Below are 26,836 nucleotides of genomic sequence, written 5' to 3' on the forward strand. Positions count from 1 at the left end.
CCTGGCCGGTCGTCCCGCCCTGGCCGGTCGTCCCGCCTTGGTCGGTTCCGTTGTGCTGGTCGGTCAGATCACCCGGGTCGTGTAGGTCGCTCTGGTCGGTCAGGTCGCTCTGGTCGGTCAGGTCGTCCCGGTCAGTCGGGCCGCGCTGATCCGTCGGTCGCTTGCCGCCGTCGGGTGGGACGCGAGCGGCTGGTGTCTCGCGGCCTCGCGCCGGCGGTGTCGAGTGGGGCGACTGGCCGCGGTCGGCCGGCGCCGCGCTCGCGCCCGCCGAAGGCGCTGGGCGCTCGACGCGCGTGACGTCGTCGTCCCAGATCAGCGGCGGCACACGCTCGACCGGGTCGTGCAACCCCACCGCCCCGCACTGGCGCGAGCAACCCCGCGCCCGGCATAACTTCTCAGCGTGGCGCCGCGCGAGCCCCCACCGTCGCCGCCGCGCATGATCGCGCCGAAATGCCTCCCGATCCGCCGAATAACGACGCGACCTCGTGCGGTCACGCATAGCGGCAATCTGCAACCTGGAGAAAAACCCGAGCTGTGTCATAAACCATTATCTCGTGCCGCGGAGATCGCATGCCAAGCTTCGATCATGCCAATCTTGAAAACGACAATTGCGGCGCGGTGTGAATATGTTGTGGATAAGTGAGAAGGAGCCGAATCAGGCTGGGACGACACGGTGGAGCGCCGGCCGCGGCGGCACGACGATCACGGTGCGGCAGCTGCTCGGGCACACGAGCGCGATGCCCGACGACGCCCTCCTCCGATGCGGCCAGATGGCACGCCGGCCGCCACGGTCATCATCGCGAGTTCCCTCGGCTTTGGGCAGGACTCGACCGCTCAGGCGAAGACCCCGCCCGCCCTGATCAACCACGCCGGCGGCGATGAAGGCGGCCGGCGCCGGCAAGAAGCGGCAAGCGGCGGATGAAGGCGACCAGCGCAGGCAAGACGCGGCAAGCGGCGATGGAGGCGACCAGCGCAGGCAAGACGCGGCAAGCGGCGGATGGATCAGAGGGCCGCCGAGTCCACGGCCGCGACGATGTCGACCTCGACGAGGAACTCCGGCGCGAAGAGCGCCGCCACACCGACGAACGTGCCGGCCGGCGGCGGCTGGGCGCCGTCGCGGAGCGCGCCGAGGATCGGTTGCAGCAGGTCCGGGGTGTAGCCCACCACGAAGACGGTCTCTTTGACGATGTTCGCGCGGGTGGCACCGACGGCAGCCAGAGCGGTGTCGATGTTGCGGGCGATCCGTGCGGCCTGTCCCGCGTGGTCGCCGGCCGCGACGGGCCTGCCGTGCTCGTCCCAGGCGACCTGACCCGAGAGGTGGATCAGGGTCCGGCCGGTGACGGTGACTACCTGGCTGATCAGCCCGGCGGCGGCGGGCAGGCCGGGCGGGTCGAGGCGGGTGATGCTCATGCGAGGGCTTCCTTGGCGTGGCGGAGGGTGTCGGCTTCGTCAGTGGCCCAGGCGATGTACCCGTCGGGCCGGATCAGGACAGCGGTGGCCGCGGCGAAGGATCCAGGCGCCGTGGCGAGAGATCGGGGCGCTGCGGTGGCCGCGGCGAGGGATGGGTGCGCCGTGGTGGCCGCGGCGAGGGATGGGGTCGCCGTGGCGAGGGATGGGGGCGCCGTGGTGGCCGCGGCGAAGGATGAGGGCGCCGCGATGTGGACGCGCAGGTGTGGCCCCGCCAGCGCGGACAGCTCGGCGGCGCGCCCGGCCAGCAGGTAGGAATCGGCGCGGGACAGCCTCAGCAGCTCCGGGTCACCGGCGCGCATCCCGATGAGCGGGTGGGTGTCGCCGCCGGGCGGCGGCGGGTAGGCCACGTCGAGGCCGCTGACCCGCTCGGCGAGGCGGTCGTTGAGGTCCGGCAGGGTGGCGATCAGCTCGCCGAGCAGGCCGCGCAGGCTCAGGCCCTCGGGGCTGAACGCGGTCATGAGGGCGACCTGGGCGCGGCTGGTCTCGGTGAGGCCGGCGCCGACCGGGTGGCGTTCGCCGTGGTACGTGTCGAGCAGGCCGTCGGTGGCCCAGCCGCGCAGCGTGGCGGCGAGCTTCCAGCCGAGGTTGGCCGCGTCCTGGATGCCGACGTTCATGCCGACGCCGCCGGCGGGGAAGTGCTGGTGGGCGGCGTCGCCGGCGAGCAGGACCCGGCCCTTGCGGTACGACGTGGCCAGCCGGGTGGCGTTGCCGTAGCGCGACAGCCAGACCGGGTCGCGCATGCCGAAGTCGTCGCCGGTCATCGCGGCCGTCTTCGCGCGCAGCTCGGCGAGCGTGAGATCGCCCGGCCACTCGGTGGTGACGTCGCCGGGGGTGATGCCGGCGAGGCGGTGGATGCCGCCGGGCATCGGCACCACCATGAGGGTGCCGTGCGGGCCGAAGTAGCTGTGGCCGGGCGCGGGCGGCCGGTCCAGCACGACGTCGCCGAGCCAGCCGAGCACCGTCGACGGGGTTCCCGGAAAGTCGATGCCCGCAGCGGTCCGCACGACGCTGCGGGCGCCGTCGCAGCCGACGACGTAGGCGGCCTCGATCTCGTACGGGCCGCCGGGTCCGTCGACCGCCACGGTCACGCAGGTGGGGTGCTCGGTGAGGCCGGTGACGCGGTGGCCGCGCAGGATCCGCGCGCCGGCGTTGACGGCGTGCGTTTCGAGCAGTTCCTCGGTGCGGGCCTGGGGCAGGGCGAGGGTGTACGGGTACGCGCCGGCGAGCCGCCGGAAGTCGAGCCGTGGGTCCAGGACGCCGAAGTGGCCCCCGGGCAGCGGCACGCCCTCGTCGAGGAACGGCTGCTGGATCTGGCGGGAGGCCAGCACCTCCAGGGTGCGCGGGTGCACGGTCAGGGCCCGGGAGCGCTCGTCGCGTTCGGTGCGCTGTTCGAGCACCGTGGCCCGCACCCCGGCGAGGTGCAGCTCGGCGGCGAGCCAGAGGCCGACCGGCCCGGCGCCGGCAATGACGACATGGTCGTTCATCGGATCGTCCTTCCGATTGCTATTGGTCAGTGACCAATGAGTGAGGACAAGTAGACTTGGTCAGTGACCAAAAGACAAGAGGGTGAGAGGCTCAGCACTCAGGCGGTCGTGCGCGCCGCTGTCGAGGTGCTCGACGAAGGTGGCCTGGAGGCCCTGTCCACCCGGGCCGTCGCCGACCGTCTGGGCGTGCGGATGAACACGGTGCTGTGGCACGTGAAGACCAAGGCCCGCATGGTCGAGCTGATGGCCGACGCCATCACGGGGGAGGTCTCGCTCGACCGGCTTCCGGACGAGCCCGCCGATCGCGTACGGGAGATCGGCCGTCGCCTGCGCGGCGCGCTCCTCGCCCACCGTGACGGCGCCGCGCTCGTGACCGGCACCTATCCGGCGGAGCCACACACCCTGCGCCTGGCCGAGACGCTGGTCGGCGCGTGCTCCGCCGCGGGCCTGCCGGACCGGGACGCGGCCTGGACGGCGTGGACGCTGATCTACTTCGTGCTAGGGCTCACCCAGGAGCAGCAGGCCGCCCCGAGCCCCGACGAGCATCGCCTGACCGCGGCCGTGGACGCCGTCACCTACCCCGCGCTGCACCGCGTCCTGCCGCACCTGGACGCCGAGGCGTTCACCGAGCGCTTCGAGTTCGGCCTCGACACCGTCCTGAGCCGCCTGCCGAGAGGCGAGGGAAGAAGGGGAAAGGGGGAGAGGGCGCCGCGATAAGGGGAGGGCGCGGTCAGTCGAGGCAGAACTCGTTGCCCTCGATGTCCTGCATGTTCTGGCAGGACTCGTTCTCCTCGTCGGCGAGCAGGAGCTGACCCCGCTTGGCGCCCAGGGCCTCCAACCGGGTGCACTCCGCCTCGAGGGCGGCCAGGCGCTCCTCGCCCACCAGGCCGGTGCCGACGCGGACGTCCAGGTGGACGCGGTTCTTGACCACCTTGCCCTCGGGGACGCGCTGGAAGTAGAGGCGCGGGCCCACGCCCGTGGGGTCGACGGCCACCGCGGCCGATCCCTGGTCCTCGGGCGGCAACGAGCCGTTGTAGTCGTCCCATGTGGCGAAGCCCTCGGGGGCCGGCGGCTCGACGTAGCCGAGGACCTCGCACCAGAAGCGGGCGACCCGCACGGGCTCCGCGCAGTCGAAGGTGACCTGGAACTGTTTGACCGACGCCATGAGCCCCACCCTAGAGACGGTCCCGCCCGGCAACCGCGGCGGGGACCGGCAGGGCGGCGGCGAGACGCCGGACGTCGGACGGGGTGCAGCGGTGGTCGGCCGGGAGGGTCAGCATGCGGGCGGCCAGGGCGGCGGCCTCCTCGTCGCCGCTCCAGAACGCGGTGCGGTCCTGCCGCCAGTGGACGGACGCGAAGATCCGCTGCCGGGCCAGCCGTTGCTGGAGGGCGTCCCGGATCTGTTCGGAACGGCACAGCAGTTGTACGCGAAAGAGCGCCGCGCCGTGCGCCAGCACCCGCCAGTCGGGGGTCTCGGCGGGCAGCAGGGCGGTCAGGTCGCGGGCGCGCCGGATGCTCCGTTCCCGCAGGCCCTCGGCGTCCATCAGCGTCAGGGCCGCCCCGGTCAGGGCGGACGGTGGGCCGGCGCCGCAGATGAGGGCCTGCTCGCCCCGCTGCTGCAGCGCGCGGAAGGTGTCGTGGGGCACCGGGTGGCCGTCGAGCCACGCCGCCTTGAGGAGCATGGCGGCCAGCTTGAGGTCGCTGCCGGGGCTGGGCGTGCCCTCGGGGTCGGGAAGCCGGCGGCCCAGGGGCGACCAGAGCAGGCCGCCGTCGGGCAGGGGCAGGGTCTTGCGCAGGGACGCCACCGCGTAGGCGGCGGTGCTGCGCCGCGCCCAGTCGCTGAACGGGTCGTGGGAGTGGTCCTCGACGACGATGACGCCGGGGTGAGCCTCGATCCAGGGGCGCCACGGCTCGCCGGTCTCACGGCCGAACAGGTTCTGGGCCAGCACGACGTCGCCGTTGCGCGCCCGCAGCGTGTCCAGGCGCGGGCCCTCGCCGTCGGGGAGGTGCCGGTACCAGCCGATGGGGACGTCCTCGGCGAGGGCGGCGGCCACTCCGGTGCAGAAGTACGAGGGGAAGAAGAGCCTGCCGCGCGGGCGGAGCAGGCGCACCAGCGCGTGCATCGCCCCGCAGGCCGTGGCGAACAGGGCACGACGGGGCGGCAGCCAGGACGGCAGCCCGGCGCCGTGCAGGGCGGCGGGGTCCCAGTGGAACTCGGAGCCGATCTCAGGCCGCACGGTCGATCCGCGCCCGTTCGATGTTGAGCTCGTCGACGTGCACCGGCGGTTCGCCGCGCCGCAGCGACGTGAAGGTGCGCCAGATGATGCGCAGGTCGAGCAGCGGCGACCGGTTGTCGACGTACCAGCGGTCGAGGACGAAGCGTTGCGGCCAGTCGATGTCGTCGCGGCCGTTGACCTGGGCCCAGCCGGTGATGCCGGGCTTGACCTCGAGGCGGCGGGCGTCCAGCGGCGAGTAGTGGGCCACCTGCGGGAGCACGTCGGGGCGCGGGCCGACCAGCAGCATGTCGCCGCGGACGACGTTCCACAGCTGGGGCAGCTCGTCGAGGCTGGTGCGGCGCAGGAAGCGGCCGCAGCGGGTGATCCGGGGGTCGTTCTCCAGCAGACCGAACGGGTCGGCCATGCCCAGCTTCGCCGAGAGCGCCACCGAGTCGTGCACCATCGAGCGGAACTTCAGCATGCGGAACGGGACGCCGCCGCGGCCCGCTCGCTCCTGGACGAACAGGACGCCCTTGCCGTCGGCCACGCGGATCCACACCGTCACGACGATGATCACCGGCAGCAGCAGGATCAGGGCCAGCGCGGCCACGACGCGGTTGAGCAGGTCCCACATCACAGTGCCTCCACGGTCGGTCCGGTCAGGCAGTGCCGGGTGTCGAGCACGTACGCGGCGTGCGCGGCCACCAGGCTCAGGTCGAAGTCGGAGTGGTCGGCGAGCACGACGACCGCGTCCGCCGCGGCGATCTGCTCGGCGGTCGCCGTCACCCGCACCACCCGGCGGTCGATGTGCGCGTCCTCGACCACGTGCGGGTCGGCGGCGCGCACGTCGGCGCCCATCTCGAGCAGCAGCGAGGCGACGCGGCGGGCCGGCGACTCGCGGGCGTCGCCGCTGTCGCGCTTGTAGGCGAGGCCGAGCAGCAGCACGCGGGAGCCGTTGACCGGCTTGCGCCGCTCGTTGAGGGCCGCGACGAGCCGCCGGACGACGTAGTCGGGCATGTGGTTGTTGATGTCGTTGGCGAGCTCGACGAAGCGGAAGCTCTGCCCGAGCGTGCGCTGCACCCGCCAGGAGAGGTACGAGGGGTCGATCGGCAGGCAGTGCCCGCCGACGCCGGGCCCGGGGGTGAAGCGCATGAAACCGAACGGCTTGGACGACGCGGCGTCGATCGCCTCCCACACGTCGATGCCGAGCTCGTGGGCGAAGACCGCCAGCTCGTTGACGAGCGCGATGTTGACGTGCCGGAACGTGTTCTCCAGCAGCTTCGCCAGCTCGGCCGCCTTGCAGTCGGAGACCGGCACGGTGTGCTCGACGATCGAGCCGTAGAAGGCCTGGATCCGTTCCAGCGACGCCGGATTGATCCCGGAGACCACCTTCGGCGTGACGGCCAGGTGCCATTCCCGGTTGCCCGGGTCGATCCGCTCGGGGCTGTAGCCGAGGTAGAAGTCGGTGCCGGCGATCAGGCCGGAGCCCTCCTCGAGGATCGGCGCGACCAGGTCGGAGGTGGTGCCGGGATAGGTGGTCGACTCCAGCGAGACGGTCGCGCCGGGCCGCAGGTAGCGGGCGAGGGTGCGGGCGCTCTCCTCGATGTACTTGAGGTCGGGCGTGCCCTCGCGCAGCGGCGTCGGCACGGCGATGACGGCGACGTCGAAACCTGCGCAGGCCCGGGGATCGCCGGACGGGCGCAGCGATCCGGCGTCGAGCAGCTCGCGCAGCTCGCCCGAGGAGACGTCGTCGACGTACGACTCGCCGGCCGCCAGCCGTTTCACGCGTTCCTCGTCGACGTCGTAGCCGACGACGGTGTGCCCGGCCCGCGCGGCGCGCACGGCGAGCGGCAGGCCGACGTATCCCTGACCGGCGATGACGACTCTCATCGGGTGTGCTCCTTCACCGAGACGCGGGCCGAGGACAGGGCCGGGCTCGCCGCGAGCCAGCGCAGCATCGCCACCAGGTCGTGCCGCGGCGCCGACGCGTCGAGCAGCGACAGCACCGAGCCGTCCAGCGGCGGGACCGGCACCTGCGAGATGAGCGGGTGATGCGGGCGGTTGTCGGGCTCGCCCGGCCCGAAGAGGCTCTCCTCGAGCTTCTCGCCGGGGCGCAGTCCGGTGTAGACGATCGGGATGTGCCGGTCGGCGCTGTCGGCGAGGCGCTTCGCCACGTCGGCGATGCGCACCGGCTCGCCCATGTCCAGCACGAGCACCTCGCCGTCGCTCTCCAGCGCCCCGGCCTGGATGACCAGGCGTACGGCCTCCTGGACGGTCATGAAGTAGCGGGTCACGTCCGGGTCGGTGACCGTGATCGGGCCGCCCGCCTCGATCTGGGCGGTGAACGCGGTGAGCACCGAGCCGCGGCTGCCGAGCACGTTGCCGAAGCGCACCGAGCAGAATCCGCCGCAGGCGGCCGCGGTGAGGCGCTCGGTGATGCGCTTGGAGTAGCCCAGCACGCTCACCGGGTCGGCGGCCTTGTCGGTGGAGATGTTGACGAGCCGTTCGACGCCGTGCCGCACCGCGGTCCGGAGCAGCTGGTAGGTGCCGACGATGTTGGTCTTGAGGGCCTCGGAGGGGTGCATCTCGAGCAGTGGCAGGTGTTTGAGGGCGGCCGCGTGGAAGACCACGTGCGGGCGGTGCTCGGCGAAGACCTCGTCGAGCCGCTGCTGGTCGCGGATGTCGGCGACGACGAGGTTGCGGTCGTCGAGCAGGCCACGGCCGTCGAGCGAGAGTTGCACGTCGTGCAGGCCCGACTCGTCGCGGTCGAGCATCACGAGCCGTTCCGGGTGGAAGCGCGCGACCTGCCGGCACAGCTCGGAGCCGATCGAGCCGCCCGCGCCGGTGACCAGCACCCGGCGGCCCTCGAGATAGCCGGCGACGGCGGCCAGGTCGATGCCGATCTCGCGGCGGCCGAGCAGGTCGGCGTGGCCGACCGGGCGGATGTCGTCGACGCTGACCGCGCGGCCGAACAGCTCCACGACCTGCGGGACGACCTTGACGTCCACGTTCATCGGGCCGGCGGCCTCGGTGAGCTCGCGGATCAGCTCGGCGCCGGCGCTCGGAATGGCGATGAGCACCGCGTGCGCGCCGTAGCGGCGGACCACGTCGGCCATCGCGCGCCGGGTGCCGGCCACCGGCACGCCCATGATCTGCAGGGTGCGCTTGGCCGGGTCGTCGTCGAGCAGGGCGACCGGCACGTACGGGCTGGACGGGCTGCGCAGCATCGCGCGCACGGCCTGGGCGCCGCCCTCGCCCGCGCCCATCACGACGACGCGGACGCCGTGCTCCGGCGAGGGGCGCAACCGCTGATCCCGCAGCAGGCGCACGGAGTAGCGCACGCCCGCCGCGAGCACCAGCGCGATCAGACCGCCCCCGATGATGGCCGAGCGCGGCACGAGCCGGCCCAGCAGCGTGTCGAGGACGAACAGGACCGGCGTGGTGACGGCGAGGGTCTTGGCGAGCGCGGCGATCTCCTCGAAGCAGCCGTACTGCCAGCGTCCGGTGTAGAGGCCCCACCACGCGCCGGTGATCGTCTGCACGAGCGCGGCGACCGCGGTCAGCGTGACCAGGCCGGCCAGGTCGACCTCGGCGAGGTCGCCGTCGTGCCGCAGCAGGGTGGCGATCAGCAGGGCCAGGGCGAGGGCGAGCGCGTCGGCGCCGGCCCGGGCGGCGCGGGCCGGGAGGACGGCGGGAAGCCATCGGGTCTGCGGCCCGGCGCGGCGGCTGGGGTCGTCGGTGACCTCGCGCGCCGCACTGCGTACCACCATGGATTCCTCCCTGAAAACCCACGCCGGACAGGGAAAGATAAGCGCTGGAAACGGTTATGCGACAGCGCTTTCAAAGACTCCCAGTCGTCGCCGGAGAGAACACAGTGGCAATTGTCATGAGCGATGTGAAGATTTCTCATGTCGTCTATGACATGGTCCTGAGCTGCTGTTACGGCTCTTAAGGAACGTGAAAGCCGCTCTTGTTCGGCATGACATTTGCAACTTTAATTGTGTCGCCCGCTCTGCGAGCGTCCATGGAGTCGAAGGGCCGGCAGCAATGGCGTCGGGGGATGGCATCATGCGGGTGCTGCACGTGATCGGGGCCCGGCCCGGCAGCGGTGCCGAGCATCAGCTCCGGCTGCTGCTGCGCCGGTTGCCGCAGGACGGCGAGGTGGTCACGCTCGGGCCGCCGGCGCCGGTGCTGCGGGCGATCGGCGCGCCCCTGCGCGAGCTGCCGACCGCCGGCGACCGCGATTTCGGCGCGATCGGGCGCCTGCGGCGGGTGATCCGGGACGGGCGCTTCGACGTGGTGCACACGCATCTCTTCCGGGCCTGCGTGCAGGGGCGCGCCGCCGCCCGGCTGGCCGGGATGCCGCGGCTGGTCGCCACCGAGTACCACGCGGACGAGGGGAGCCGGACGGCGGTCGGGGTGCGGGCGCTCTATCTGGCCGGCGAGCGCTACGGCGGCGTCACCATCGCGGCGTCGGCCCCGGTCGCCGACCGGCTCCGCCGCTGGGGCGTGCCCGGCGACCGGGTCGTGCTGATCCCCAAGGCGCTCGACCCGGCCGAGTTCGCCTACGACCCGCGGCTGCGCGCCGCCGCCCGGCAGCGCCTGCGGATCCCGCCCGGCACGCCGGTCATCGGCGCGGTGGGCCGGCTCGAGCCGCGGCGGCGCTTCGACAGCCTGATCCGCGCGGTGGCCGAGGTGCCGGGCGCGATCCTGCTGCTGGTCGGCGACGGGCCGGCGCAGGTGGCGCTCCAGCGGCTCGCCGCCATCGAGGGCGTCAGCGACCGGGTGCTCTTCGCCGGGCGGGTCGAGCACGCCCGCGAGATGCTCTGCGCGATGGACGTCTTCGCGTCGCCCGGCCGGGAGACGTCCGGGCTCGCGGTGCTGGAGGCGCTGGCCGCGGGGCTGCCGGCGCTCTACGCGGCCTGCCCGCCGCTGGAGGAGATGGCGGCGGCCCGCACGCCGGTGCGCGACGCGCGGCGGCTCACCCCGCACGACCCGGAGTCGCTGCCGCGGGCGCTGCGCACCGAGGTGCTCTGCCACGACGAGCGGCACGGCGCGCGGCTGCCGGCCCGGACGCTGCCCGAACGCTACCGCGCGAACCGCATGGCGGCGGACGTCGGCGAGCTCTACGAACGGGTGGCCGCCAGCTGAGGCCGCTCGATCGCACAGCGCCGTGCGGTCCTGCGTACAAGATCGAGACGGAGCAAGCGCTGGAGGGCGACGAAGCCCAGCCAGGCACCCAGCGTGTTGGAGAGCAGGTCGTTGACGTCGGTCCAGCGGGTGCCGTGCAGGGTCACCAGCAGCGTGAACTGGGTGAGCTCGATGGTCAGGCTGATCAGGAAGCCGGTCAGCACCACGCGCCGTTCGCCGGCCACCCCGAAGACCGTGCGCAGGAACCAGGCCAGCGGCACCATCATCGCGGTGTTCAGCACGAAGTCGCCGGGGCGCATCTCCAGGACCGGCACCACGATGATCCGGTACCAGTCGGGGGAGCCCGGTCCCCAGCCGATGTGCAGCGGCAGCATGGTGGCACCGAGGACGGCCACCGCGTACCACCCGGCGAGCCACGCGTTGACCAGCTGAGCCCGGTCGCGCAGCCGGGCCGCCGCGACGGCCATCAGGGCGATCCCGGCGACGAGCATGACGGGAATCGCGGGTATCACCAATCGCTGCACCCTCACAACGGTACGTGACCCGTCAGCGCAGCCAGCCGTCCTTGCGGGCGATGCGGATCGCGTCGAGCCGGTTGCGGGCCCCGGTCTTCGCGATGATCGCGGAGAGGTAGTTGCGGACCGTGCCGCCGGACAGGTAGAGCCGGCCGGCGATCTCCTTGACCGAGTCGCCCTCGGCGGCCAGCCCGAGCACCTCCAGCTCGCGGGTGGTGAGGTCGCGCTCGGTGTTGAGCGACGCCGCCTGCAACATCGGGGAGACGACCCGTTCGCCAAGCGCGAGGCGGCGCACGGAATCGGCCAGAAGCGTGGCGCTCGCGTTCTTGAGCAGGAAGTTGAGCGCTCCGGTGCGGTGCCGCGGCGGCAGCATGCCGCGCTTGGCCGGATCGCAGAGCAGCAGCATCGCGCAGGTGGGCGACGCGGAGTGCACCTCGGTGGCGACCGGGAGCACCTGGCTCACCATCCGATCGGTGTCGATCACTATGACGCGCGGCCACGTCTCGGCCGCGAGCCTGGGCAGCTCGTTGCCGAACGGCAGCGTGGCCACGAACTGCATGTCGGGATTCGTCTCGAGGAGCGCGCGCACGGGAACGCCGAAATAGCCCTCTTCCCTGGCAACCGCGACACGGATCACCACATCACCTTCCCCCGATGAGCACACCAACAGGGAGCCTGGGCCGGTTGATGATCTGGTGACGTGGCGTTGTGATGCCACACGTTGGCCGCCGCCCCGGCGCCTTCTCACCGTAACGTGCCTGTCACGTAACGGGTACCGTCGATGGCCGATCAACCGATGCCAATACACCGGTTCTCCTGAGTGGACGATCCGTACTTTTGTGGCGGTCGTCACGTTGCTTCAGGTATTGCTCCGCCCTGCCGACGTGGACGACTACCCCCGGTCACATCGAACAGCAGGACGGGCCGTTGACTCGTACACCTCTGCGTATCCCCCGAAGCGCGGCAGCCGGCATCGTGGCCGTCCTGCTCGGCGGCAGCCTCACCGGTTGCAGCAGCCTCACCGAGCTCACCAGCAGCAGTAAGCCGCTGCTCGGAGGAGCCTCCACACCCTCGCCGGCCGTCTCGGCCTCGCCGTCGCCGTCGGCCTCGGCGTCACCCGCCGTGACACGCGCCAGCGGGCCGCTCGACACCGGCACGGTCACGCACCGCATCGATCAGGGCAACTTCTCGGTCCAGCTGACGTATTGGACGTCCGACAACGCGAAGCTCTACACCGCCTCGTCGGTCAAGACGATCAACGTCGCGGCGCACGTCGAGGACGCCGACAGCACCCACCGCGTCACGGTCACCACGTTTCAGGTGACCCAGGACGACGGCACCAAGCGCGGCGTGGTGAGCACCGACAGCGGCAAGTTCGACGTCACGCCGCCCTACCCCTACAACACCGTGGTGACGCTTCCGGCGGCGACCGCGGGAGCACCGAAGCTCACGCTGACCATCCGGCTCGACCTTCTCGTGGAGACCGCGCCGAAGTCGAACAGCTACTACCGCTCCACCGCGCTCGACACCCTGACCCTGCCGCTGCTCACGAACGGTGCCGCCCGATGACCGAGTCCAGTCCCGGCCTGCGCCGGGCGACCGACCGCCAGATCCTGCTGCCGCGCAGCGCCAAGGCGGGGCCGCTGGCGCTGCCGCCGGCCGTGCCGCAGCTGTCCGACCTGGAGAACGTCGAGGTGGTCTCCGGCGAGATCGCCGTGGCCGCCACGGCCACCCCGCGCAACGCCACGATCAGCTGCATCATCCCCTGCTACAACGAGCAGGAGACGATCGCCGACGTCCTGAAGAGCCTGCTCTCCCAGACCCGGCTGCCCGACGTCATCCACGTCATCATCAACAACACCGACGACGACACCCCCGAGATCGCCCGCGGCTTCGAGGGCCGGCACACCCGCACGGTCAAGGGCGAGGAGTTCGTCACCCACGTCCACGTGCACGACATGGGCGCCAATCCGGACAAGAAGGTCGGCGCGCTCAACTACGGCTACTTCCTGTCCCGCGGCTTCGACTACATCCTCGGCGTCGACGGCGACACCACGCTGGCCCGCGACGCGGTGGAGCGCCTCGAGCTGGAGATGACCGACGACCCGCGCATCGGCGGCCTCAGCGCCATCTACAGCATCGACAAGAGCCGGTACAAGGGCCTGATGGCGCGCTTCCTCATCGCCGGCCAGCGCGCCCAGTTCGCCGCGTTCAACATGGACAACCTGCTCCGCGGCCGCAACATGGCGGTGCTGGGCGGCCAGTGCAGCCTGTTCAGCATCCGCGCGCTTGAGACGGTGATGGTCCGCCACCACCAGCAGGCCCCCTGGGTGCGCGACAGCGAGGTCGAGGACAGCAAGCTCTCGCTCCAGATCAAGGACGCCGGCTACAGCACCAAGATCAGCGCCACCGCCCGCGCGTACGTCGGCCCGATGACCAACCTGCGCGCCCTGCACGGCCAGCAGGTCAAATGGAACTTCGGCGCGATCGACCTCTTCTGGCCCGGCACCCGCGGCGACAACCAGGGCCAGCCGCTGCACCCCAACCTGCGGCTGCGCTGGTACGAGAACATCTCCATGCTGTTCAACATCGCCTCACGGCTCGGCTTCCTGCTGCTGCTCGTGGCGGCGCTGTCCATCCACGCCTTCGTCTTCAACCCGATCTGGCTGATCCCCCCGGCCGTCGCGGCGCTGCTCAACCTGCGCCTGGCCCTGGCCATGAAGGACAAGAGCGCCTCGGACATCCTGTACGCGGCGCTGGTGCTGCCCGCGGAGCTCTACATGTGGATCCGCATGGGCCACTTCGTCTCGGCGTGGACCCAGTTCCTCGCCAAGACCGACAAGGACAACTGGGCCGCCCAGGCCAACGCGGAGAAGGGCAAGGGCTCCGCGTACGTGATGCCGCTGGTGGTCCTGCTGGCCATCCTGGGTGGCGCCATCTACGCCTGGAGCCAGCAGAGCGTCGGCGTGCAGTCGGCGATCCTGTCGCTGGGCTGGCCGATCCTCTACATCGCCACGATCGCCCAGACGGTCTTCATGCTCCGCAAGCTGTTCCGGCGGCACCGCGCCTTCACCGTCTGAGCCCTGCCGTCGTCTCCGCCCGGCCGATCCCACCGGATCGGCCGGGCGTTTCGTGTCCGCGGGCCCGGTCAGGCAGGCGGTTGCGGCGGGGCGCCGATGGCGCGGACGCTGCGCGCGTCGAGCTTGCGCAGCACGAAGAGGCTGGCCAGCGCGATGACGCCCGGCCCCGACAGCGAGGCGGCGAGCCACACGTGGCCCTGCACGCCGACCACGACCGCTGCGGCGAGCATGCCGAGGACGACGACGAGCCCGGCGCCGAGGCCCCAGGCCAGCAACTGGTGCGATCGGGCGTCGGCAGCCTCGCGGGAACTGGCCGACGGCCCGGCGGAGACGGGCATCGGGCCGGAGCCGCAAGAGGTCCGCCAGATCCTCGAGTTCCACGAAAACGGTGGCGGAGAGGAGCTTCCTCGTACGCCCGAAGGGCCGGTCGCGGCGGCGCCTGACGGCGACGGCGGCGATCAGGGCCTCCGCGGCGATGACGAGGGCGCCCAGGGCCACCGCCCAGCCGGCCCCGATCCGGGGCAGCAGCCACGCGCCCACCGCCGCGAGCGCCGCGCCAGTGGCGAGCGCGCTCGTGACCCGAAGGAACCGGAACCGTCCAGGTCTCACCAGACCATCATGGACGCCGATGTAAAGCGTGCGTCAGTCCGCAGAGTGTGCAAGAACTTTCAGGCTGCGGGCGTGTCGGCCGGGACGGTGCGGCGGGCCGGGGCGATCGCGGTGGAGTCGCGGACCACGAGCTCGGGGCGGAACAGGTATTCGGAGTGGGGCGCGCCGTGGCCGTTGATCTCGTCCATCAGGGAGCGGACGGCGGCCACCGCCATCGCCGGGACCGGCTGGCGGAGGGTGGTCAGGGGCGGGTCGGTGAAGGCGATCAGCGGGGAGTCGTCGAAGCCGATCACCGAGACGTCGCCGGGCACCGAGAGGCCGCGGCGGCGGGCGGCGCGGATCGCGCCCAGCGCCATCAGGTCGGAGCCGCAGACCAGGCCGGTCACGCCCATCGCGAGCAGGCGGTCGGCCGCCACCTCGCCGCCCTCGACGCCGAACAGGGTGAGCGAGACGAAGTCGTCCACGGCGGAGTCGGCGACCTTCAGCTCGCGCTGCATGGCCTGGCGGTAGCCGGCCAGCTTGCGCTGGGTCGCGATGAAGCGGTGCGGGCCCGAGATCATGCCGATCCGGCGGTGGCCGAGCGCGACCAGGTGGGTCACCGCCAGGTCGCCGGCGAGCCGCTCGTCGCACGAGACGAACGGGGCCTCGATGCCCTCGGCGTAGCCGTTGACCAGCACGATCGGCAGCGGGCGGTCGAGCAGGCGCTGGTAGCGGGCGTGGTCGGCGGTGGTGTCGGCGGACAGGCCCGAGACGAAGACGATGCCGGAGACCTGGCGGTCGAGCAGCATCTCGACGTATTCGTCCTCGGTGACGCCGCCCGGTGACTGGGTGCAGAGGACCGGGGTGTAGCCCTGCTGGGCGAGCGTCGACTCGATCACCTGGGCGAAGGCCGGGAAGATCGGGTTGTCCAGCTCGGGGACGACCAGGCCGACCAGGCCGGCGCTGCGCTTGCGCAGCCTTTCGGGCCGCTCGTAGCCGAGGACGTCGAGAGCGGTGAGCACCGCCTGGCGGGTCTCGTGGGAGACGCCGGGGCGGTCGTTGATGACACGCGAGACCGTCGCCTCACTGACCTGGGCCTGACGGGCGATGTCGGCCATCCGTGCACGCATGGCGACAACTCTAGTGCCGCCGTGTTGCCGGCGAGTTCCTGCAAGCTCTTCCATTCGCTGCAACAGCTTGCTAACGTCCCCGCAACGCCAGCGACACCGGCCGATATCCGGCCCGACGTGGCTGAGCTGTGCTTATTCGTAGCTAACGATGAACCGCGCCTGCAAGCCCTTTCAGCGTGGGCTTGCAGTTGACGCAAGATCCTTCAAAGGAGACCACATGCGCATCCGTACCGCGGGTGTAGCTGCCGCCCTCACCTGCGCCTTCCTGGTCGCGGGCTGCGGCGGCGGGGACAAGGACGCGACGACCGCGGCGAAGGCGTCGGAAGCGGCGCCGTCGGGCGAGCTCGTCATCTGGGCCGACGACAAGCGCTCCGCGGCCCTCAAGCCGTTCGCCGACAAGTTCGGCGCCGAGAACGGCGTGACCGTCAAGGTCCAGGCGATCTCGAAGGACCAGCAGACCACCTTCGTCACCGCCTCCCAGCAGGGCAGCGGCCCGGACGTGATGGTCGGTGCGCACGACTGGATCGGCAACCTCGTGCAGAACGGCGCGATCGACCCCGTGCAGCTCTCCGCCGAGCAGAGCGGCGGCCTGGCGCCCAACGCGCTCAAGGCGGTCACCTTCAACGGGCAGACGTACGGAGTCCCGTACGCCTTGGAGAATCTTGCCCTGATCCGCAACACCGCCCTGGCGCCGAAGGCGCCGGCGACCATCGAGGAGCTCGTCGCGGCGAAGACCAAGGCGAGCGAGAAGCTGTGCGTGCAGGTCGGGCAGAACGGCGACGCCTACCACCTCTACCCGCTGTACTCGAGCGCCGGCGGCTACCTGTTCGGCACGACGGTGAGCGGCGACTACGACCCGAAGGACCTGGGCGTCGGCAAGCCGGAGTCGGTAGCCGCGTTCAAGAAGATCGCCACGCTCGGTGAGAAGGGCAGCGGGGCGCTGAAGCGCTCCATCACACCGGAGAACTCGATCGCGACGTTCACCGCCAAGAAGTGCGCCTACCTGATCTCCGGCCCGTGGGCGATCACCGACGTCAAGAAGGCCGGCATCGCGCACGACATCAGCGCCGTCCCCGGGTTCGCCGGCGGCAAGCCCGCGCAGCCGTTCCTCGGCGTGCAGACGTTCTACGTCGCGTCGAAGGGCAAGAACAAGGCGCTCGCCCAGGAGTTCGTCACCAACTACGTGACCACGCCGGAGCTCGCCGTCGCGCTCTACCAGGCCGAGCCCCGGCCGCCGGCGCTGACCGCCGCGTTCGACCAGGTCAAGGGCGGCGACCCGGACCTGCAGAAGTTCATCGACGCGGGCAAGAACGGCATCCCGCTGCCGGCGATCCCCGAGATGGCCGCGATCTGGGACCCGTTCGGCAAGGCCGAGGCCGCGGTCATCGGCGGCGCCGACCCGGCCAGGACCATCGAGAGTGCCGGCAAGACGATCTCGGCAGCGATCAAGTAGATGGTCATGCAGCTCGACGGGCCTGTCACCGCCAGGCAGGCCCGTCCCGCCGAGGACGCGAGACGGCCGAATCCGTTCATCAAGATCGTCCTGCTCGGCCTCACGGTGGCGCTGGCGATCTGGGCGGCCTTCCCGCTGATCGAGAACGAGGCGTGGATCGGCCTGGCGATCCTCGCCGCCACCACGGCCGGCCTGCTCCACCTCTATCTGACCCCGCGCCACGTCCCCGCGAAATACCTGGTGCCCGGCACGATCCTGCTGATCGCGTTCCAGGTCTTCCCGGTCCTCTACACCGCGAGCACGGCCTTCACCAACTTCGGCGACGGCCACCGCGGGTCCAAGGCCGAGGCCGTCGTGGCCATCCAGACCGCGTCGGTCACGCAGGTGCCGGGCTCCACGCAGTACGCCCTGACGGTCGCCACCACCGGCGATCCCGCCACCGGCCCGCTCGTCTTCCTGATCACCGACCCGGCCACGCGCCAGGTCCGGGCCGGTGACGCCGCCGGGCTGAGGGACATCAGCGCCACCGTGAACAGCGCCGGGCGGGTCACCGCCGCGGACGGCTACACGGTGCTCACCACGGGCCAGGCGAGCCTGCGCAGCAAGGAGATCACGGCCCTCGCCGTGCCCACCGGCGGCGGCGCCATCCGGTCGTCCGGCCTTTCCCGGGCGTACGAGGGGAAGGCGGGCCGCCTCTACGACGAGTCCTGCGACTGCGTGCGGGACACGACGACCGGCCGGACCTGGACGGCCGACGAGGGCCTCGGCTCCTTCGTGGCCGAGGACGGCGATCGGCTCGCCCAGGGCTGGAAGGTGACCGTCGGCCTGAGCAACTTCACCCGGGTGCTGACCGAGCCGGCGATCTCCGGCCCGTTCCTGCGCACCCTGGTCTGGAACCTCGCCTTCGCGCTCGCCTCGACCGGCGGCACCTTCGTGCTGGGCCTGCTCTGCGCGATCGCGCTGCACTCGCCGCGGGTGCGGGGCCGCATCCTCTACCGGGTGCTGCTGATCCTGCCGTACGCGATGCCGTCGTTCGCGATGCTGCTCGTCTGGCGCGACATGTTCAACACCGACTTCGGCCTGATCAACAACCTGTTCGGCACGGACGTCGACTGGTTCGGCGGCGCCACCTCGGCCCGGTTCGCGGTGATCCTCGTGCAGCTGTGGCTCGGCTATCCGTACATGTTCCTGGTGGCCACCGGCGCTCTCCAGGCCATACCGGGCGAGCTGAGCGAGGCGTCCCGGATCGACGGCGCCGGCGCGTGGGCCGCGTTCCGCAAGATCACGTTGCCGTTGCTGATGGTCGCGCTCACCCCGCTGCTGATCTCGTCGTTCGCGTTCAACTTCAACAACTTCAACGCGATCTACCTGACCACCGAGGGCGCGCCCTTCCCGGCGGACAACCCGGCGAACGGCGCCACCGACCTGCTCATCACGTACACCTATCGGCTGGCGTTCGGCGGCGCGGGCGCCCAGTATGGCTTTGCGGCCGCTATATCGATCTTCATCTTCGTGATCGTCGCCGTGGTGTCGGCGATCAGCTTCCGGCGCACCCGCCGCCAGGAGGAGGTCTACTCGTGACCCGCTGGATCAGGCAGGTCGGCTGGCGTCATCTGGTCGCCGTCGTCATGCTCGTCTTCGCGATGGTGCCGATCGTCTTCGTCTTCTCGGCGGCGCTCAACCCGCTCGGCACGCTCTCGTCGTCGACGCTGGTGCCGACCGGCGCCTCGCTCGGCAACTTCGGCAACCTGCTCGGCGGCACCGCGTTCGGCGACTGGTTCCTCAACTCGGTGGTGATCGCGGCGACCGCGTCGGCCGCCTCGGTGTTCCTGAGCGCGCTCGCCGCGTACGCGTTCAGCCGCCGCCGCTTCCGGGGCCGCCGCGTGGGCCTGCTGTCGCTGCTGCTGATCCAGATGTTCCCGCAGTTCCTGGCCATCGTGGCGATCTTCCTGATGTTCTCGGTGATCACCGACTACTGGCCGCCGCTGGGCTTCAACACGTGGTGGGGCCTGATCCTGCTCTACCTCGGCGGGGCGCTCGGCGTGAACACGTGGCTGATGAAGGGCTTCTTCGACACCGTGCCGCGCGAGCTCGACGAGTCGGCCACCATCGACGGGGCCGGGCACGCGCAGGTGTTCTTCCGCATCCTGCTGCCGCTGGTCGCGCCGATCCTCGCGGTGACCGGGCTGCTCGCCTTCATCGGCACCATCAACGAGTTCCTCATCGCGAACGTGTTCCTCACCGACACCGGCGCCAAGACGCTCTCGGTCGGGCTGTGGGGCCTGGTGGCCGGCGAGCGCGACGCCAACTTCGGCATGTTCTGCGCCGGCACGCTGCTCACGGCGATCCCGACCGTGCTCGTCTTCCAGTTGCTCCAGCGCTACATCACCGACGGGCTGACAGCGGGAGCGGTCAAGGGATGAGGCCGCACCACGACGGAAGCGAGCTCTACGTCAGCGATCCGGCGCCCGCGCTCGGCGACACGGTCGCCGTCTTCGTGCGGGTGCCGCGGGGCACGGGCGTGTCCCGCGTCCACATGCGCTGGGTCCGCGACGGCGAGCCGGTCTTCACGTCGGCGGCCGTCGACCGGCGCGGGCCGGGCGGCGACACGTGGTGGCGGGCCGAGCTGCCGGTGCACAACCCGGTCACGTCGTACCGCTTCCTGCTCGGGACGACCCGGGGCGTGCGCTGGCTGACCGGCATGGGGCTGACCACGCACGACGTGCCGGACGCCACCGACTTCCGCCTCGTCGCCCATCCGCCGCCGCCGTCGTGGGCGCGCGACGCCGTGGTCTATCAGATATTCCCCGATCGGTACGCCCGCTCGGCCGCCCGCGAGCTTCCCGCCTGGGCCGTCGGCGCGGACTGGGACGACCCCGTGGTGCGCGGGCCGGACACGCTGCGCACCCTCTACGGCGGCGACCTGGACGGGATAGCCCGCCACCTCGACCACGTCACCGGGCTCGGCGCGGACACCGTCTATCTGACGCCGTTCTTCCCGGCCCGGTCCAACCACCGCTACGACGCGACCACCTTCGACCACGTGGATCCGCTGCTCGGCGGCGACGGCGCGCTCGAGCGGCTGTCCGCCGCGGCCCGGGACCGCGGCCTCCGCCTGCTCGGCGACCTGACCACCAACCACACGGGCGCGTCGCACGACTGGTTCCCCGACGACGACCTCTACTACCGGCGCGACGACGGCGGCTACGAGTCCTGGCTGGGCGTCGCGGACCTGCCGAAGCTCAACTGGGGCAGCGCCGAGCTCCGCCGCCGGTTCCGGGCGGTCGTCCAGCACTGGCTGGCCGAGCCGTACGCCCTGAGCGGCTGGCGCGTCGACGTCGCGAACATGACGGCCCGGCACGGCGCCGACGACCGGACCCACGAGGTCGCCGCGATGCTGCGCCGCGCGGTGCTCGACGTGCGGCCGGACGGCCTGCTGATCGCCGAGCACGCGCACGACGCGGGCGGCGACCTGGACCGCGACGGCTGGCACGGCACGATGAACTACTCCGGCTTCACCCGTCCGGTGTGGAGCTGGCTGCGCGCCGACGACCTGCCGTTCGACGGGTTCCTCGGCGTGCCCGAGCGGATGCCGCGGGCCGGAGCGGAGGCGGTGGCCGCGACGATGACGGCCTTCGCGGCGCAGATGTCGTGGCGCTCGTGGACGACGTCCTGGCAGCTGCTCGGGTCGCACGACACGGCCCGCATCCGTACGGTGGTCGGCTCGCGCGAGCGGCACGAGGTCGCGGCGGGCCTGCTGTTCACGCTGCCCGGCACGCCGATGGTGTTCGCCGGTGACGAGCTCGGCCTGACCGGCGCCAACAACGAGGAGGCGCGCGTGCCGATGCGCTGGGACGCCCCGGTGCTCGGCTGCTATCCGGAGCTGATCGCGCTGCGGCGGTCGTCGCCGGCGCTGAGCCGGGGCGGCCTGCGCTGGGTGCACGCCGACGGCGACAGCCTCGTCTTCCTGCGCGAGAGCGCGGCGCAGAGCGTGCTGGTGCTGGCCCGGCGCTCGCCCGGCCGCCCACTGGCCCTCGCCGGCCTGGCTCCCGGCGCGAGCTGGGAGAACCTTTACGGCGGCGCGAAGCCGCTGCACACCGAACCCGATGGTTCCACCGCCATCGATGGCTACGGCCCGGCCGTGCAGGTCTGGGCTCTGAACGGCTGAGCTTTCCCGCAGCGGAAACAGAATGAAAACCGTGGATGAAGGGGACACAGTGGTCTCGAGAAGACGGTGGCTCAGTGCCGCCGCCGTACTGTCGCTCGTCGCCGGCATGCTCGTCTCGTCACCGGCACGGGCCGCGGCGCCGAGCGACGCCGTCGTCGCGCAGTGGGGCTCCGACCTGGTCAACCCGGGGGAGCAGTACTACTTCGTGCTGCCCGACCGGTTCGCGAACGGGTCGCCCGCCAACGACAAGGGCGGCCTCACCGGCGACCGCCTCAAGACCGGGCTCGACGTCACCGACAAGGGCTTCTACCACGGCGGCGACCTGGCCGGCGTGATCAGCAAGCTCGACTACATCCAGGGCCTCGGCACCACGGCGATCTGGCTCGCGCCGATCTTCAAGAACCGGCCCGTGCAGGGCAGCGGCGACGACATCTCGGCCGGCTACCACGGCTACTGGATCACCGACTTCACCCAGGTCGATCCGCACTTCGGCAGCAACGAGGAGCTGCGCAAGCTGGTCCGGCTCGCCCACCAGCGCGGCATGAGGGTCTACCTCGACATCATCGCCAACCACACCGCGGATGTGATCCAGTACGCCGAGAACAAATACGACTACATCGACAAGGCCACGAGCCCGTACGAGGACGCGCAGGGCCGCCCGTTCGAGGACCGCAACGCCGGCTTCCCGCGCGTGTCGACGGCGTCGTTCCCGTACACCCCGGTGTTTCCCTCCGCCGCCGACAAGACGGTGAAGGTCCCGGCCTGGCTGAACGACCCGACGATGTACCACAACCGCGGCAACTCCACGTTCGCCGGCGAGAACAGCGAGTACGGCGACTTCTCCGGGCTCGACGACCTGTGGACCGAGCGGCCCGAGGTGGTGCGCGGGCTCACCGACATCTACGCGCACTGGATCGGCTACGCCGGCATCGACGGCTACCGGCTCGACACCGTGAAGCACGTCGACATGGACTTCTGGCCGCAGTTCAGCGCCGGCATCGACCGGGCCGCCGGCCGCGCCGGCAAGAAGGACTTCTTCATGTTCGGCGAGGTCTACAGCGCCGACCAGGAGATCGAGTCGTCGTACGTGCGGCAGGGCGGCCTGCCGGCCACGCTGGACTTCTCGTTCCAGGCGGCGGCGCAGGGCTTCGTCGCCGGATCAGGCTCCGCCAAGGCGCTGGCCGAGCTGTACGCGAAGGACGACCTCTACACGGCGCGCGACACCTCGGCGGCGAGCCTGCCCACCTTCCTCGGCAACCACGACATGGGCCGCATCGGGTCGTTCATCGCCGCGACCGGCGCCGACGACGCGGGCAAGCTGCGCCGCGACCAGCTCGCCCACGAGCTGATGTTCCTGACCCGCGGCCAGCCGGTGGTCTACTCGGGCGACGAGCAGGGCTTCACCGGGCCGGGCGGCGACAAGGACGCGCGGCAGGACCTCTTCGCGTCGAAGACGGCCGACTACCTCGACGACGACCTGATCGGCACGGACCGCACGCACGCGGTGGACAACTACAACACCGCGCACCCGCTCTACCGGACCATCGCCGCGCTCGGCGCCCTGCGCAAGGCCCATCCGGCGCTGCGTGACGGCGTTCAGGTGACGCGGTACGCGGCGGACGGGCCGGGCGTCTTCGCGGCGTCCCGCGTGGACCCGGCCGAGCGCAACGAGTACGTGATCGCGGCGAACAGCGCGACCACACCGCAGACGGTCACCGTCGACACCTGGTCGGCGGGGAAGACCTTCCGCGGCGTCTACGGCACGCACGCGGTCACGGCCGCCGCCGCAGGCGGCAAGCTGACGATCACCGTGCCCGCGCTGTCGGCCGTGACGCTGCGCGCGGACACCCCCGTCGCGGTTCCGGCGGCCGGGCCGGCCGTCACGATCGGCGCGCCCGCCGCCGGGGCGCTCGTTCCCACCCGTACGGCCGTGACCGCCTCTGTCTCGGGAGATCCGCTGGCGTCGGTGACCTTCGCGGCGCAGGTGGGGGACGGGCCGTGGAAGGTTGTCGGCACGGCGGCCCGGGCGCCGTACACGGTGCATCACGACCTCACCGGACTGGCCGGGGGAACGCCGGTGCGCTACAAGGCAGTGGTGCGCGACGGCAAGGGACGGCTCGCGTCCACGAGCACCAGCATCAAGGTCGGCACGCCGGTGGTGGCGGTCAGCCCGGACTACGCGGTGGTGCACTACCAGCGGCCGGCGGGCGGGTACGACGACCATGGGCTCTACGTCTTCGGCGACGTCGACCCGTCGATGACGACCACGTGGCCGCAGGGACAGCCGTTCGTGGGCGAGGACTCGTACGGGCGCTTCGCGTACGTGAGACTGGCCCCGAACGCCAAGAACCTGGGCTTCATCGTGGTGAGCAAGGACGGGGTGAAGGACGTCGACGCGGACCGCTTCCTCGACCCGTCGGCGACACCGGAAGTGTGGCTGAAGCAGGGCGACGCGACGGTCTATCCGTCCCGGCAGGCGGCGACCGGTGAGCCGGACCCGCCGCAGGACCAGGACACGGCGATCCTCCACTACCGCCGCGCGGACGGGGACTACGACGGCTGGGGCCTGCACGTCTGGGACGGCGCGGCGAACCCGACCGACTGGGCGTCGCCGCTGCGACCGGCGGGCACCGACGCGTTCGGCGTGTTCTTCCGGGTGCCGCTGGCGGCCGGCGCCACCGCGCTGAGCTACATCCTCCACAAGGGAGACGCCAAGGACCTGCCGGACGACCAGAAGCTCACGTTCGCCGACGGCGGCCGCGAGATCTGGCTGCTGGGCGGGGAGTCGCCACGGCTCGCGCCGGTCGTGAAGCGGACCGGGGCGGGTGGCGTCGTCGACCTGACGAAGTCGTCGGCCGTGTGGATCGACCGGACCACGATCGCCTGGCGGCCGGGCGGCGACACCGACGGCAAGGTGTACGACCTGGTGTACGCCCCGAACGGCGTCGACCTCGCGTCGTCGCCTTCGGTGCGGCTGAGCGCGCTGCGGGGCGGGCTGACCGAGGCGCAGCGGGCGAAGTTCCCGCACCTGTGGCAGTACGACGCGTTCCGCCTGCCGCCCGGGGTCGCGATCAAGGACATCCTGCGCGGCCAGGTCGCCGTCACCGAACGGGACGCGAGCGGCGAGCTGCTCGCGGCGACCGGGGTGCAGACGGCCGGGGTGCTCGACGACGTCTACGCGGCGGCCGCCTCGGCCTCGCTGGGGCCGGTGGGCACGACGCTGTCGGTGTGGGCGCCCACCGCGCAGAAGGTCTCGCTTCAGCTGTACGACACCGCGACCGCCGCGCCGTCGACGGTGCCGATGGCGCGCGACGACCGTACCGGGGTGTGGTCGGTTCGCGGTCCTGCGTCGTGGAAGGGGAAGTACTACAAGTACTCGGTGACGGCGTGGCAGCCGGCGGCGCAGAAGGTGGTCACGGCGGCCGTCACCGACCCGTACAGCCTGGGGCTCTCGACCGACTCTCAGCTGAGCCGCATCGTGGATCTGGGTGATCCGGCGCTGGCGCCCTCGGGCTGGTCGACGCTGCGCAAGCCGGCCGCCGTTCCTGCCGCCAAGATCCAGATTGCGGAGTTGTCGGTTCGGGACTTCTCGATGGCCGACTCGTCGGTGCCCGCTGCCGCTCGGGGGACATATCGAGCGTTTGCCGTTTCTTCCGATGGTATGCGGCAGCTCGCGTCGCTTTCCGCCGCGGGGACCACGCACCTGCACCTGCTGCCGGTGTTCGACTTCTCGACAATTCCGGAAAACCGGGCCGCTCAGGCGCAGCCCCCGTGTGATCTCGCGGCGCTGCCGCCGGACTCCGCGCGGCAGCAGGAGTGCGTGGCGGCCGTGGCGGCGACGGACGGCTACAACTGGGGGTACGACCCGCTGCACTACACGGTGCCCGAGGGCGGCTACGCGGTCGATCCGTCCCAGCGCACCCGCGAGTTCCGCGAGATGGTGGCCGGCGTCAACAAGGCCGGGCTGCGCGTCGTGATGGACGTGGTCTACAACCACACCTCGGCGGCCGGCACGGACGCCACATCGGTGCTCGACCAGATCGTTCCGGGCTACTACCAGCGGCTGCTCGCCGACGGAACCGTGGCCAACTCGACGTGCTGCGCCAACACGGCACCCGAGAACACCATGATGGGCAAGCTCGTCGTCGACTCGATCGTGACGTGGGCGAGGGCCTACAAGATCGACGGCTTCCGCTTCGACCTGATGGGCCACCACCCGAAGGCCAACATCCTGGCCGTGCGGGCGGCGCTCGACAGGCTGACGCTCGCCCGGGACGGGGTCGACGGCAAGAGCATCTACGTGTACGGCGAGGGCTGGGACTTCGGCGAGGTGGCCGGGGGCGCGCGCTTCGAGCAGGCGACCCAGGCCACCATGGCGGGCACGGGCATCGGCACGTTCAACGACCGGCTGCGCGACGCCGTCCGCGGTGGCGGGCCCTTCGACGCGAACCCGCGGGTGCAGGGCTTCGCCTCGGGCCTGCTGTCGGCCCCGAACGGCGACCCGGTGAACGCGGACGCGGCCACCCGGCTGCCGCACTACCAAGACCTGATCAAGGTGGGGCTCAGCGGCAACCTGGCGTCGTACCGCTTCGTGTCGTCGACCGGCGCTCCGGTCACCGGGGCCCAGATCGACTACAACGGGTCGCCGGCCGGCTATACGGCGGCGCCCGGCGAGGCGATCACCTATGTCGACGCGCATGACAACGAGGTGCTGTACGACGCGCTCGCCTACAAATTGCCACAGGCGACCTCGGCCGTCGACCGCGCCCGGTTGCAGTCGGTCGCGCTGTCCACCACCGCGCTCGGGCAGGGTGCCGGCTTCTTCGCCCTGGGCTCCGAGCGCTTGCGATCCAAGTCCCTCGACCGCAACTCGTACAATTCGGGCGACTGGTTCAACCAGATCATCTGGGACTGCTCCGCGGGCAACGGCTTCGGCCGCGGCCTGCCTCCCGCCGCCGACAACGCGGACAAATGGCCTTATGCCCGGCCGCTGCTCACCGACCGCGCGCTCGTGCCTTCGTGCGAGGCCGTTTCCCTGGCCGATGCCCGGTACAAGGAGTTGCTCGCCATCCGCGGCTCCTCCCCGGTCTTCGGCCTCCTGACCGCCGCCGAGGTGCAGAAGCGGCTGGCGTTCCCGCTTTCCGGCCCGGACGAGACCCCGGGGGTCATCACCATGACCCTGGACGGACGGGGCCTCGACCCACGCTGGAAGTCGGTAACCGTCATCTTCAACAGCACCTCGGCGGCCGCCACCCAAACCCTCCCGTCAGCGGCGGGCCAGAAGGTGGCGCTCCACCCGGCGCAGCGCGCTTCGCACGACCCACTGGTGCGCACGGCTTCCTTCGCGGCGGCCACGGGAACCTTCACCGTGCCGGCCCGCACCACGGCGGTCTTCGTGCAGAGCTGACGCCGTCGAGCGGTGCCGGTGCGCGCGGCCACAATCCCGCGCACCGGCACCGCGGCGTGATCGGCCTTGCGGCTGTCATCGGCCCTGCGGCTGTCATCGGCCCTGCGGCTCCCACCGGCACGCGATCCTCTCGGCGCCGCGACCCAAGGGGTACCCGCCTCCCCAGCCCGCGTT

The 26,836-nt window shown here is 71.5% G+C and carries 21 protein-coding genes; 9 read left to right on the forward strand and 12 right to left on the reverse strand.

The genetic code is table 11. The features are described from left to right. From Ade02nite_RS41790 to Ade02nite_RS41800, 3 genes are all read right to left on the reverse strand, one after another. On the reverse strand, positions 1–346 hold a 346-nt coding region (locus Ade02nite_RS41790), incomplete at its 3' end, for a hypothetical protein (RefSeq protein WP_203776188.1). Positions 347–1,002: 656 nt separating this feature from the next. Continuing rightward, complete coding sequence (locus tag Ade02nite_RS41795; RefSeq protein WP_203776190.1) at positions 1,003–1,410, reverse strand: RidA family protein; 408 nt, start codon at positions 1,408–1,410, stop codon at positions 1,003–1,005. After that, the gene (locus Ade02nite_RS41800) at positions 1,407–2,954 is read right to left on the reverse strand and encodes an FAD-dependent monooxygenase (protein WP_203776192.1); all 1,548 of its coding nucleotides are present in this window, start codon (positions 2,952–2,954) and stop codon (positions 1,407–1,409) included. The genes Ade02nite_RS41795 and Ade02nite_RS41800 overlap by 4 nt, the downstream gene beginning before the upstream one ends. 63 nt (positions 2,955–3,017) lie before the next feature. On the opposite strand from Ade02nite_RS41800, the gene Ade02nite_RS41805 reads away from it, so the two are divergent. Then, the gene (locus tag Ade02nite_RS41805; RefSeq protein WP_239169434.1) at positions 3,018–3,671 is read left to right on the forward strand and encodes a TetR/AcrR family transcriptional regulator C-terminal domain-containing protein; all 654 of its coding nucleotides are present in this window, start codon (positions 3,018–3,020) and stop codon (positions 3,669–3,671) included. Positions 3,672–3,684: 13 nt separating this feature from the next. Here the strand turns inward: Ade02nite_RS41805 and Ade02nite_RS41810 are convergent, their stop codons facing one another. Genes Ade02nite_RS41810 through Ade02nite_RS41830 form a run of 5 tightly spaced genes read right to left on the reverse strand, consistent with a single transcriptional unit; the run spans position 3,685 to position 8,940 of the window. Further along, entirely contained in the window at positions 3,685–4,119 is a 435-nt protein-coding gene (locus Ade02nite_RS41810) for a VOC family protein (protein ID WP_203776194.1), read from the reverse strand. 10 nt (positions 4,120–4,129) lie between these two features. After that, a complete protein-coding gene (locus Ade02nite_RS41815) occupies positions 4,130–5,191 on the reverse strand; it encodes an aspartate aminotransferase family protein (protein WP_203776196.1) in 1,062 nt (353 codons plus the stop codon). Then, positions 5,181–5,804: a sugar transferase gene (locus tag Ade02nite_RS41820; protein WP_203776258.1), complete on the reverse strand. Its 624-nt coding sequence runs from the start codon at positions 5,802–5,804 to the stop codon at positions 5,181–5,183. Before Ade02nite_RS41820 ends, Ade02nite_RS41815 begins: the two co-directional genes overlap by 11 nt. Then, positions 5,804–7,060, reverse strand: coding sequence for a nucleotide sugar dehydrogenase (locus tag Ade02nite_RS41825; RefSeq protein WP_203776205.1), 1,257 nt, complete (start codon positions 7,058–7,060; stop codon positions 5,804–5,806). Before Ade02nite_RS41825 ends, Ade02nite_RS41820 begins: the two co-directional genes overlap by 1 nt. Further along, entirely contained in the window at positions 7,057–8,940 is a 1,884-nt protein-coding gene (locus Ade02nite_RS41830) for a polysaccharide biosynthesis protein (RefSeq protein ID WP_203776207.1), read from the reverse strand. Before Ade02nite_RS41830 ends, Ade02nite_RS41825 begins: the two co-directional genes overlap by 4 nt. 298 nt (positions 8,941–9,238) lie before the next feature. Here Ade02nite_RS41830 and Ade02nite_RS41835 point away from each other — a divergent pair, with 298 nt between their 5' ends. Next, positions 9,239–10,321, forward strand: a complete 1,083-nt coding sequence (locus Ade02nite_RS41835) for a glycosyltransferase (protein ID WP_203776209.1) — start codon at positions 9,239–9,241, stop codon at positions 10,319–10,321. Here Ade02nite_RS41835 and Ade02nite_RS41840 read toward each other — a convergent pair. Further along, positions 10,297–10,845, reverse strand: coding sequence for a VanZ family protein (locus tag Ade02nite_RS41840; RefSeq protein ID WP_239169435.1), 549 nt, complete (start codon positions 10,843–10,845; stop codon positions 10,297–10,299). The two genes, Ade02nite_RS41835 and Ade02nite_RS41840, sit on opposite strands and share 25 nt — an antisense overlap. Before the next feature lie 22 nt (positions 10,846–10,867). Next, the gene (locus Ade02nite_RS41845; RefSeq protein WP_203776213.1) at positions 10,868–11,473 is read right to left on the reverse strand and encodes a helix-turn-helix transcriptional regulator; all 606 of its coding nucleotides are present in this window, start codon (positions 11,471–11,473) and stop codon (positions 10,868–10,870) included. Between the two features lie 290 nt (positions 11,474–11,763). On the opposite strand from Ade02nite_RS41845, the gene Ade02nite_RS41850 reads away from it, so the two are divergent. Both Ade02nite_RS41850 and Ade02nite_RS41855 read left to right on the forward strand, forming a co-directional pair. Continuing rightward, positions 11,764–12,405, forward strand: coding sequence for a hypothetical protein (locus Ade02nite_RS41850; RefSeq protein WP_239169436.1), 642 nt, complete (start codon positions 11,764–11,766; stop codon positions 12,403–12,405). Next, complete coding sequence (locus tag Ade02nite_RS41855) at positions 12,402–13,916, forward strand: glycosyltransferase family 2 protein (RefSeq protein WP_203776215.1); 1,515 nt, start codon at positions 12,402–12,404, stop codon at positions 13,914–13,916. Before Ade02nite_RS41850 ends, Ade02nite_RS41855 begins: the two co-directional genes overlap by 4 nt. Positions 13,917–13,984: 68 nt before the next feature. On the opposite strand, the gene Ade02nite_RS41860 is transcribed toward Ade02nite_RS41855, so the two are convergent. Together Ade02nite_RS41860 and Ade02nite_RS41865 are read right to left on the reverse strand one after the other, a co-directional pair. Next, positions 13,985–14,254: a hypothetical protein gene (locus Ade02nite_RS41860; RefSeq protein ID WP_203776217.1), complete on the reverse strand. Its 270-nt coding sequence runs from the start codon at positions 14,252–14,254 to the stop codon at positions 13,985–13,987. 330 nt (positions 14,255–14,584) lie between these two features. Further along, complete coding sequence (locus Ade02nite_RS41865) at positions 14,585–15,634, reverse strand: LacI family DNA-binding transcriptional regulator (protein WP_203776219.1); 1,050 nt, start codon at positions 15,632–15,634, stop codon at positions 14,585–14,587. Positions 15,635–15,851: 217 nt separating this feature from the next. On the opposite strand from Ade02nite_RS41865, the gene Ade02nite_RS41870 reads away from it, so the two are divergent. The 5 genes from Ade02nite_RS41870 (at position 15,852) to pulA (ending at position 26,662) form a co-directional block, all read left to right on the forward strand. Beyond that, positions 15,852–17,087, forward strand: coding sequence for a sugar ABC transporter substrate-binding protein (locus tag Ade02nite_RS41870; RefSeq protein WP_203776221.1), 1,236 nt, complete (start codon positions 15,852–15,854; stop codon positions 17,085–17,087). Next, entirely contained in the window at positions 17,088–18,668 is a 1,581-nt protein-coding gene (locus Ade02nite_RS41875; RefSeq protein WP_203776223.1) for an ABC transporter permease subunit, read from the forward strand. It abuts the gene before it with no gap. Between the two features lie 47 nt (positions 18,669–18,715). Further along, positions 18,716–19,510, forward strand: a complete 795-nt coding sequence (locus Ade02nite_RS41880; protein ID WP_203776262.1) for a sugar ABC transporter permease — start codon at positions 18,716–18,718, stop codon at positions 19,508–19,510. After that, the gene (locus tag Ade02nite_RS41885; protein ID WP_203776225.1) at positions 19,507–21,255 is read left to right on the forward strand and encodes a glycoside hydrolase family 13 protein; all 1,749 of its coding nucleotides are present in this window, start codon (positions 19,507–19,509) and stop codon (positions 21,253–21,255) included. Before Ade02nite_RS41880 ends, Ade02nite_RS41885 begins: the two co-directional genes overlap by 4 nt. 106 nt (positions 21,256–21,361) lie before the next feature. Next, positions 21,362–26,662 (forward strand): pullulanase-type alpha-1,6-glucosidase, encoded by a 5,301-nt coding sequence (gene pulA, locus Ade02nite_RS41890; RefSeq protein ID WP_239169440.1) that lies wholly within the window; start codon positions 21,362–21,364, stop codon positions 26,660–26,662. Positions 26,663–26,836 lie beyond the last annotated feature (174 nt).

Origin of the sequence: Paractinoplanes deccanensis, from assembly GCF_016862115.1 — a bacterium.
GTDB lineage: Bacteria > Actinomycetota > Actinomycetes > Mycobacteriales > Micromonosporaceae > Actinoplanes > Actinoplanes deccanensis.

Bases quoted from the DNA above. Each gene is read 5' to 3' on its own strand.
- Ade02nite_RS41795 (WP_203776190.1), bottom strand. From the start codon at position 1,410: ATGAGCATCACCCGCCTCGACCCGCCCGGCCTGCCCGCCGCCGCCGGG.
- Ade02nite_RS41800 (WP_203776192.1), bottom strand. From the start codon at position 2,954: ATGAACGACCATGTCGTCATTGCCGGCGCCGGGCCGGTCGGCCTCTGG.
- Ade02nite_RS41810 (WP_203776194.1), bottom strand. From the start codon at position 4,119: ATGGCGTCGGTCAAACAGTTCCAGGTCACCTTCGACTGCGCGGAGCCC.
- Ade02nite_RS41820 (WP_203776258.1), bottom strand. From the start codon at position 5,804: ATGTGGGACCTGCTCAACCGCGTCGTGGCCGCGCTGGCCCTGATCCTG.
- Ade02nite_RS41825 (WP_203776205.1), bottom strand. From the start codon at position 7,060: ATGAGAGTCGTCATCGCCGGTCAGGGATACGTCGGCCTGCCGCTCGCC.
- Ade02nite_RS41830 (WP_203776207.1), bottom strand. From the start codon at position 8,940: ATGGTGGTACGCAGTGCGGCGCGCGAGGTCACCGACGACCCCAGCCGC.
- Ade02nite_RS41835 (WP_203776209.1), top strand. From the start codon at position 9,239: ATGCGGGTGCTGCACGTGATCGGGGCCCGGCCCGGCAGCGGTGCCGAG.
- Ade02nite_RS41855 (WP_203776215.1), top strand. From the start codon at position 12,402: ATGACCGAGTCCAGTCCCGGCCTGCGCCGGGCGACCGACCGCCAGATC.
- Ade02nite_RS41860 (WP_203776217.1), bottom strand. From the start codon at position 14,254: ATGCCCGTCTCCGCCGGGCCGTCGGCCAGTTCCCGCGAGGCTGCCGAC.
- Ade02nite_RS41865 (WP_203776219.1), bottom strand. From the start codon at position 15,634: ATGCGTGCACGGATGGCCGACATCGCCCGTCAGGCCCAGGTCAGTGAG.
- Ade02nite_RS41870 (WP_203776221.1), top strand. From the start codon at position 15,852: ATGCGCATCCGTACCGCGGGTGTAGCTGCCGCCCTCACCTGCGCCTTC.
- Ade02nite_RS41875 (WP_203776223.1), top strand. From the start codon at position 17,088: ATGGTCATGCAGCTCGACGGGCCTGTCACCGCCAGGCAGGCCCGTCCC.
- Ade02nite_RS41880 (WP_203776262.1), top strand. From the start codon at position 18,716: ATGCTCGTCTTCGCGATGGTGCCGATCGTCTTCGTCTTCTCGGCGGCG.
- Ade02nite_RS41885 (WP_203776225.1), top strand. From the start codon at position 19,507: ATGAGGCCGCACCACGACGGAAGCGAGCTCTACGTCAGCGATCCGGCG.
- pulA (WP_239169440.1), top strand. From the start codon at position 21,362: ATGCTCGTCTCGTCACCGGCACGGGCCGCGGCGCCGAGCGACGCCGTC.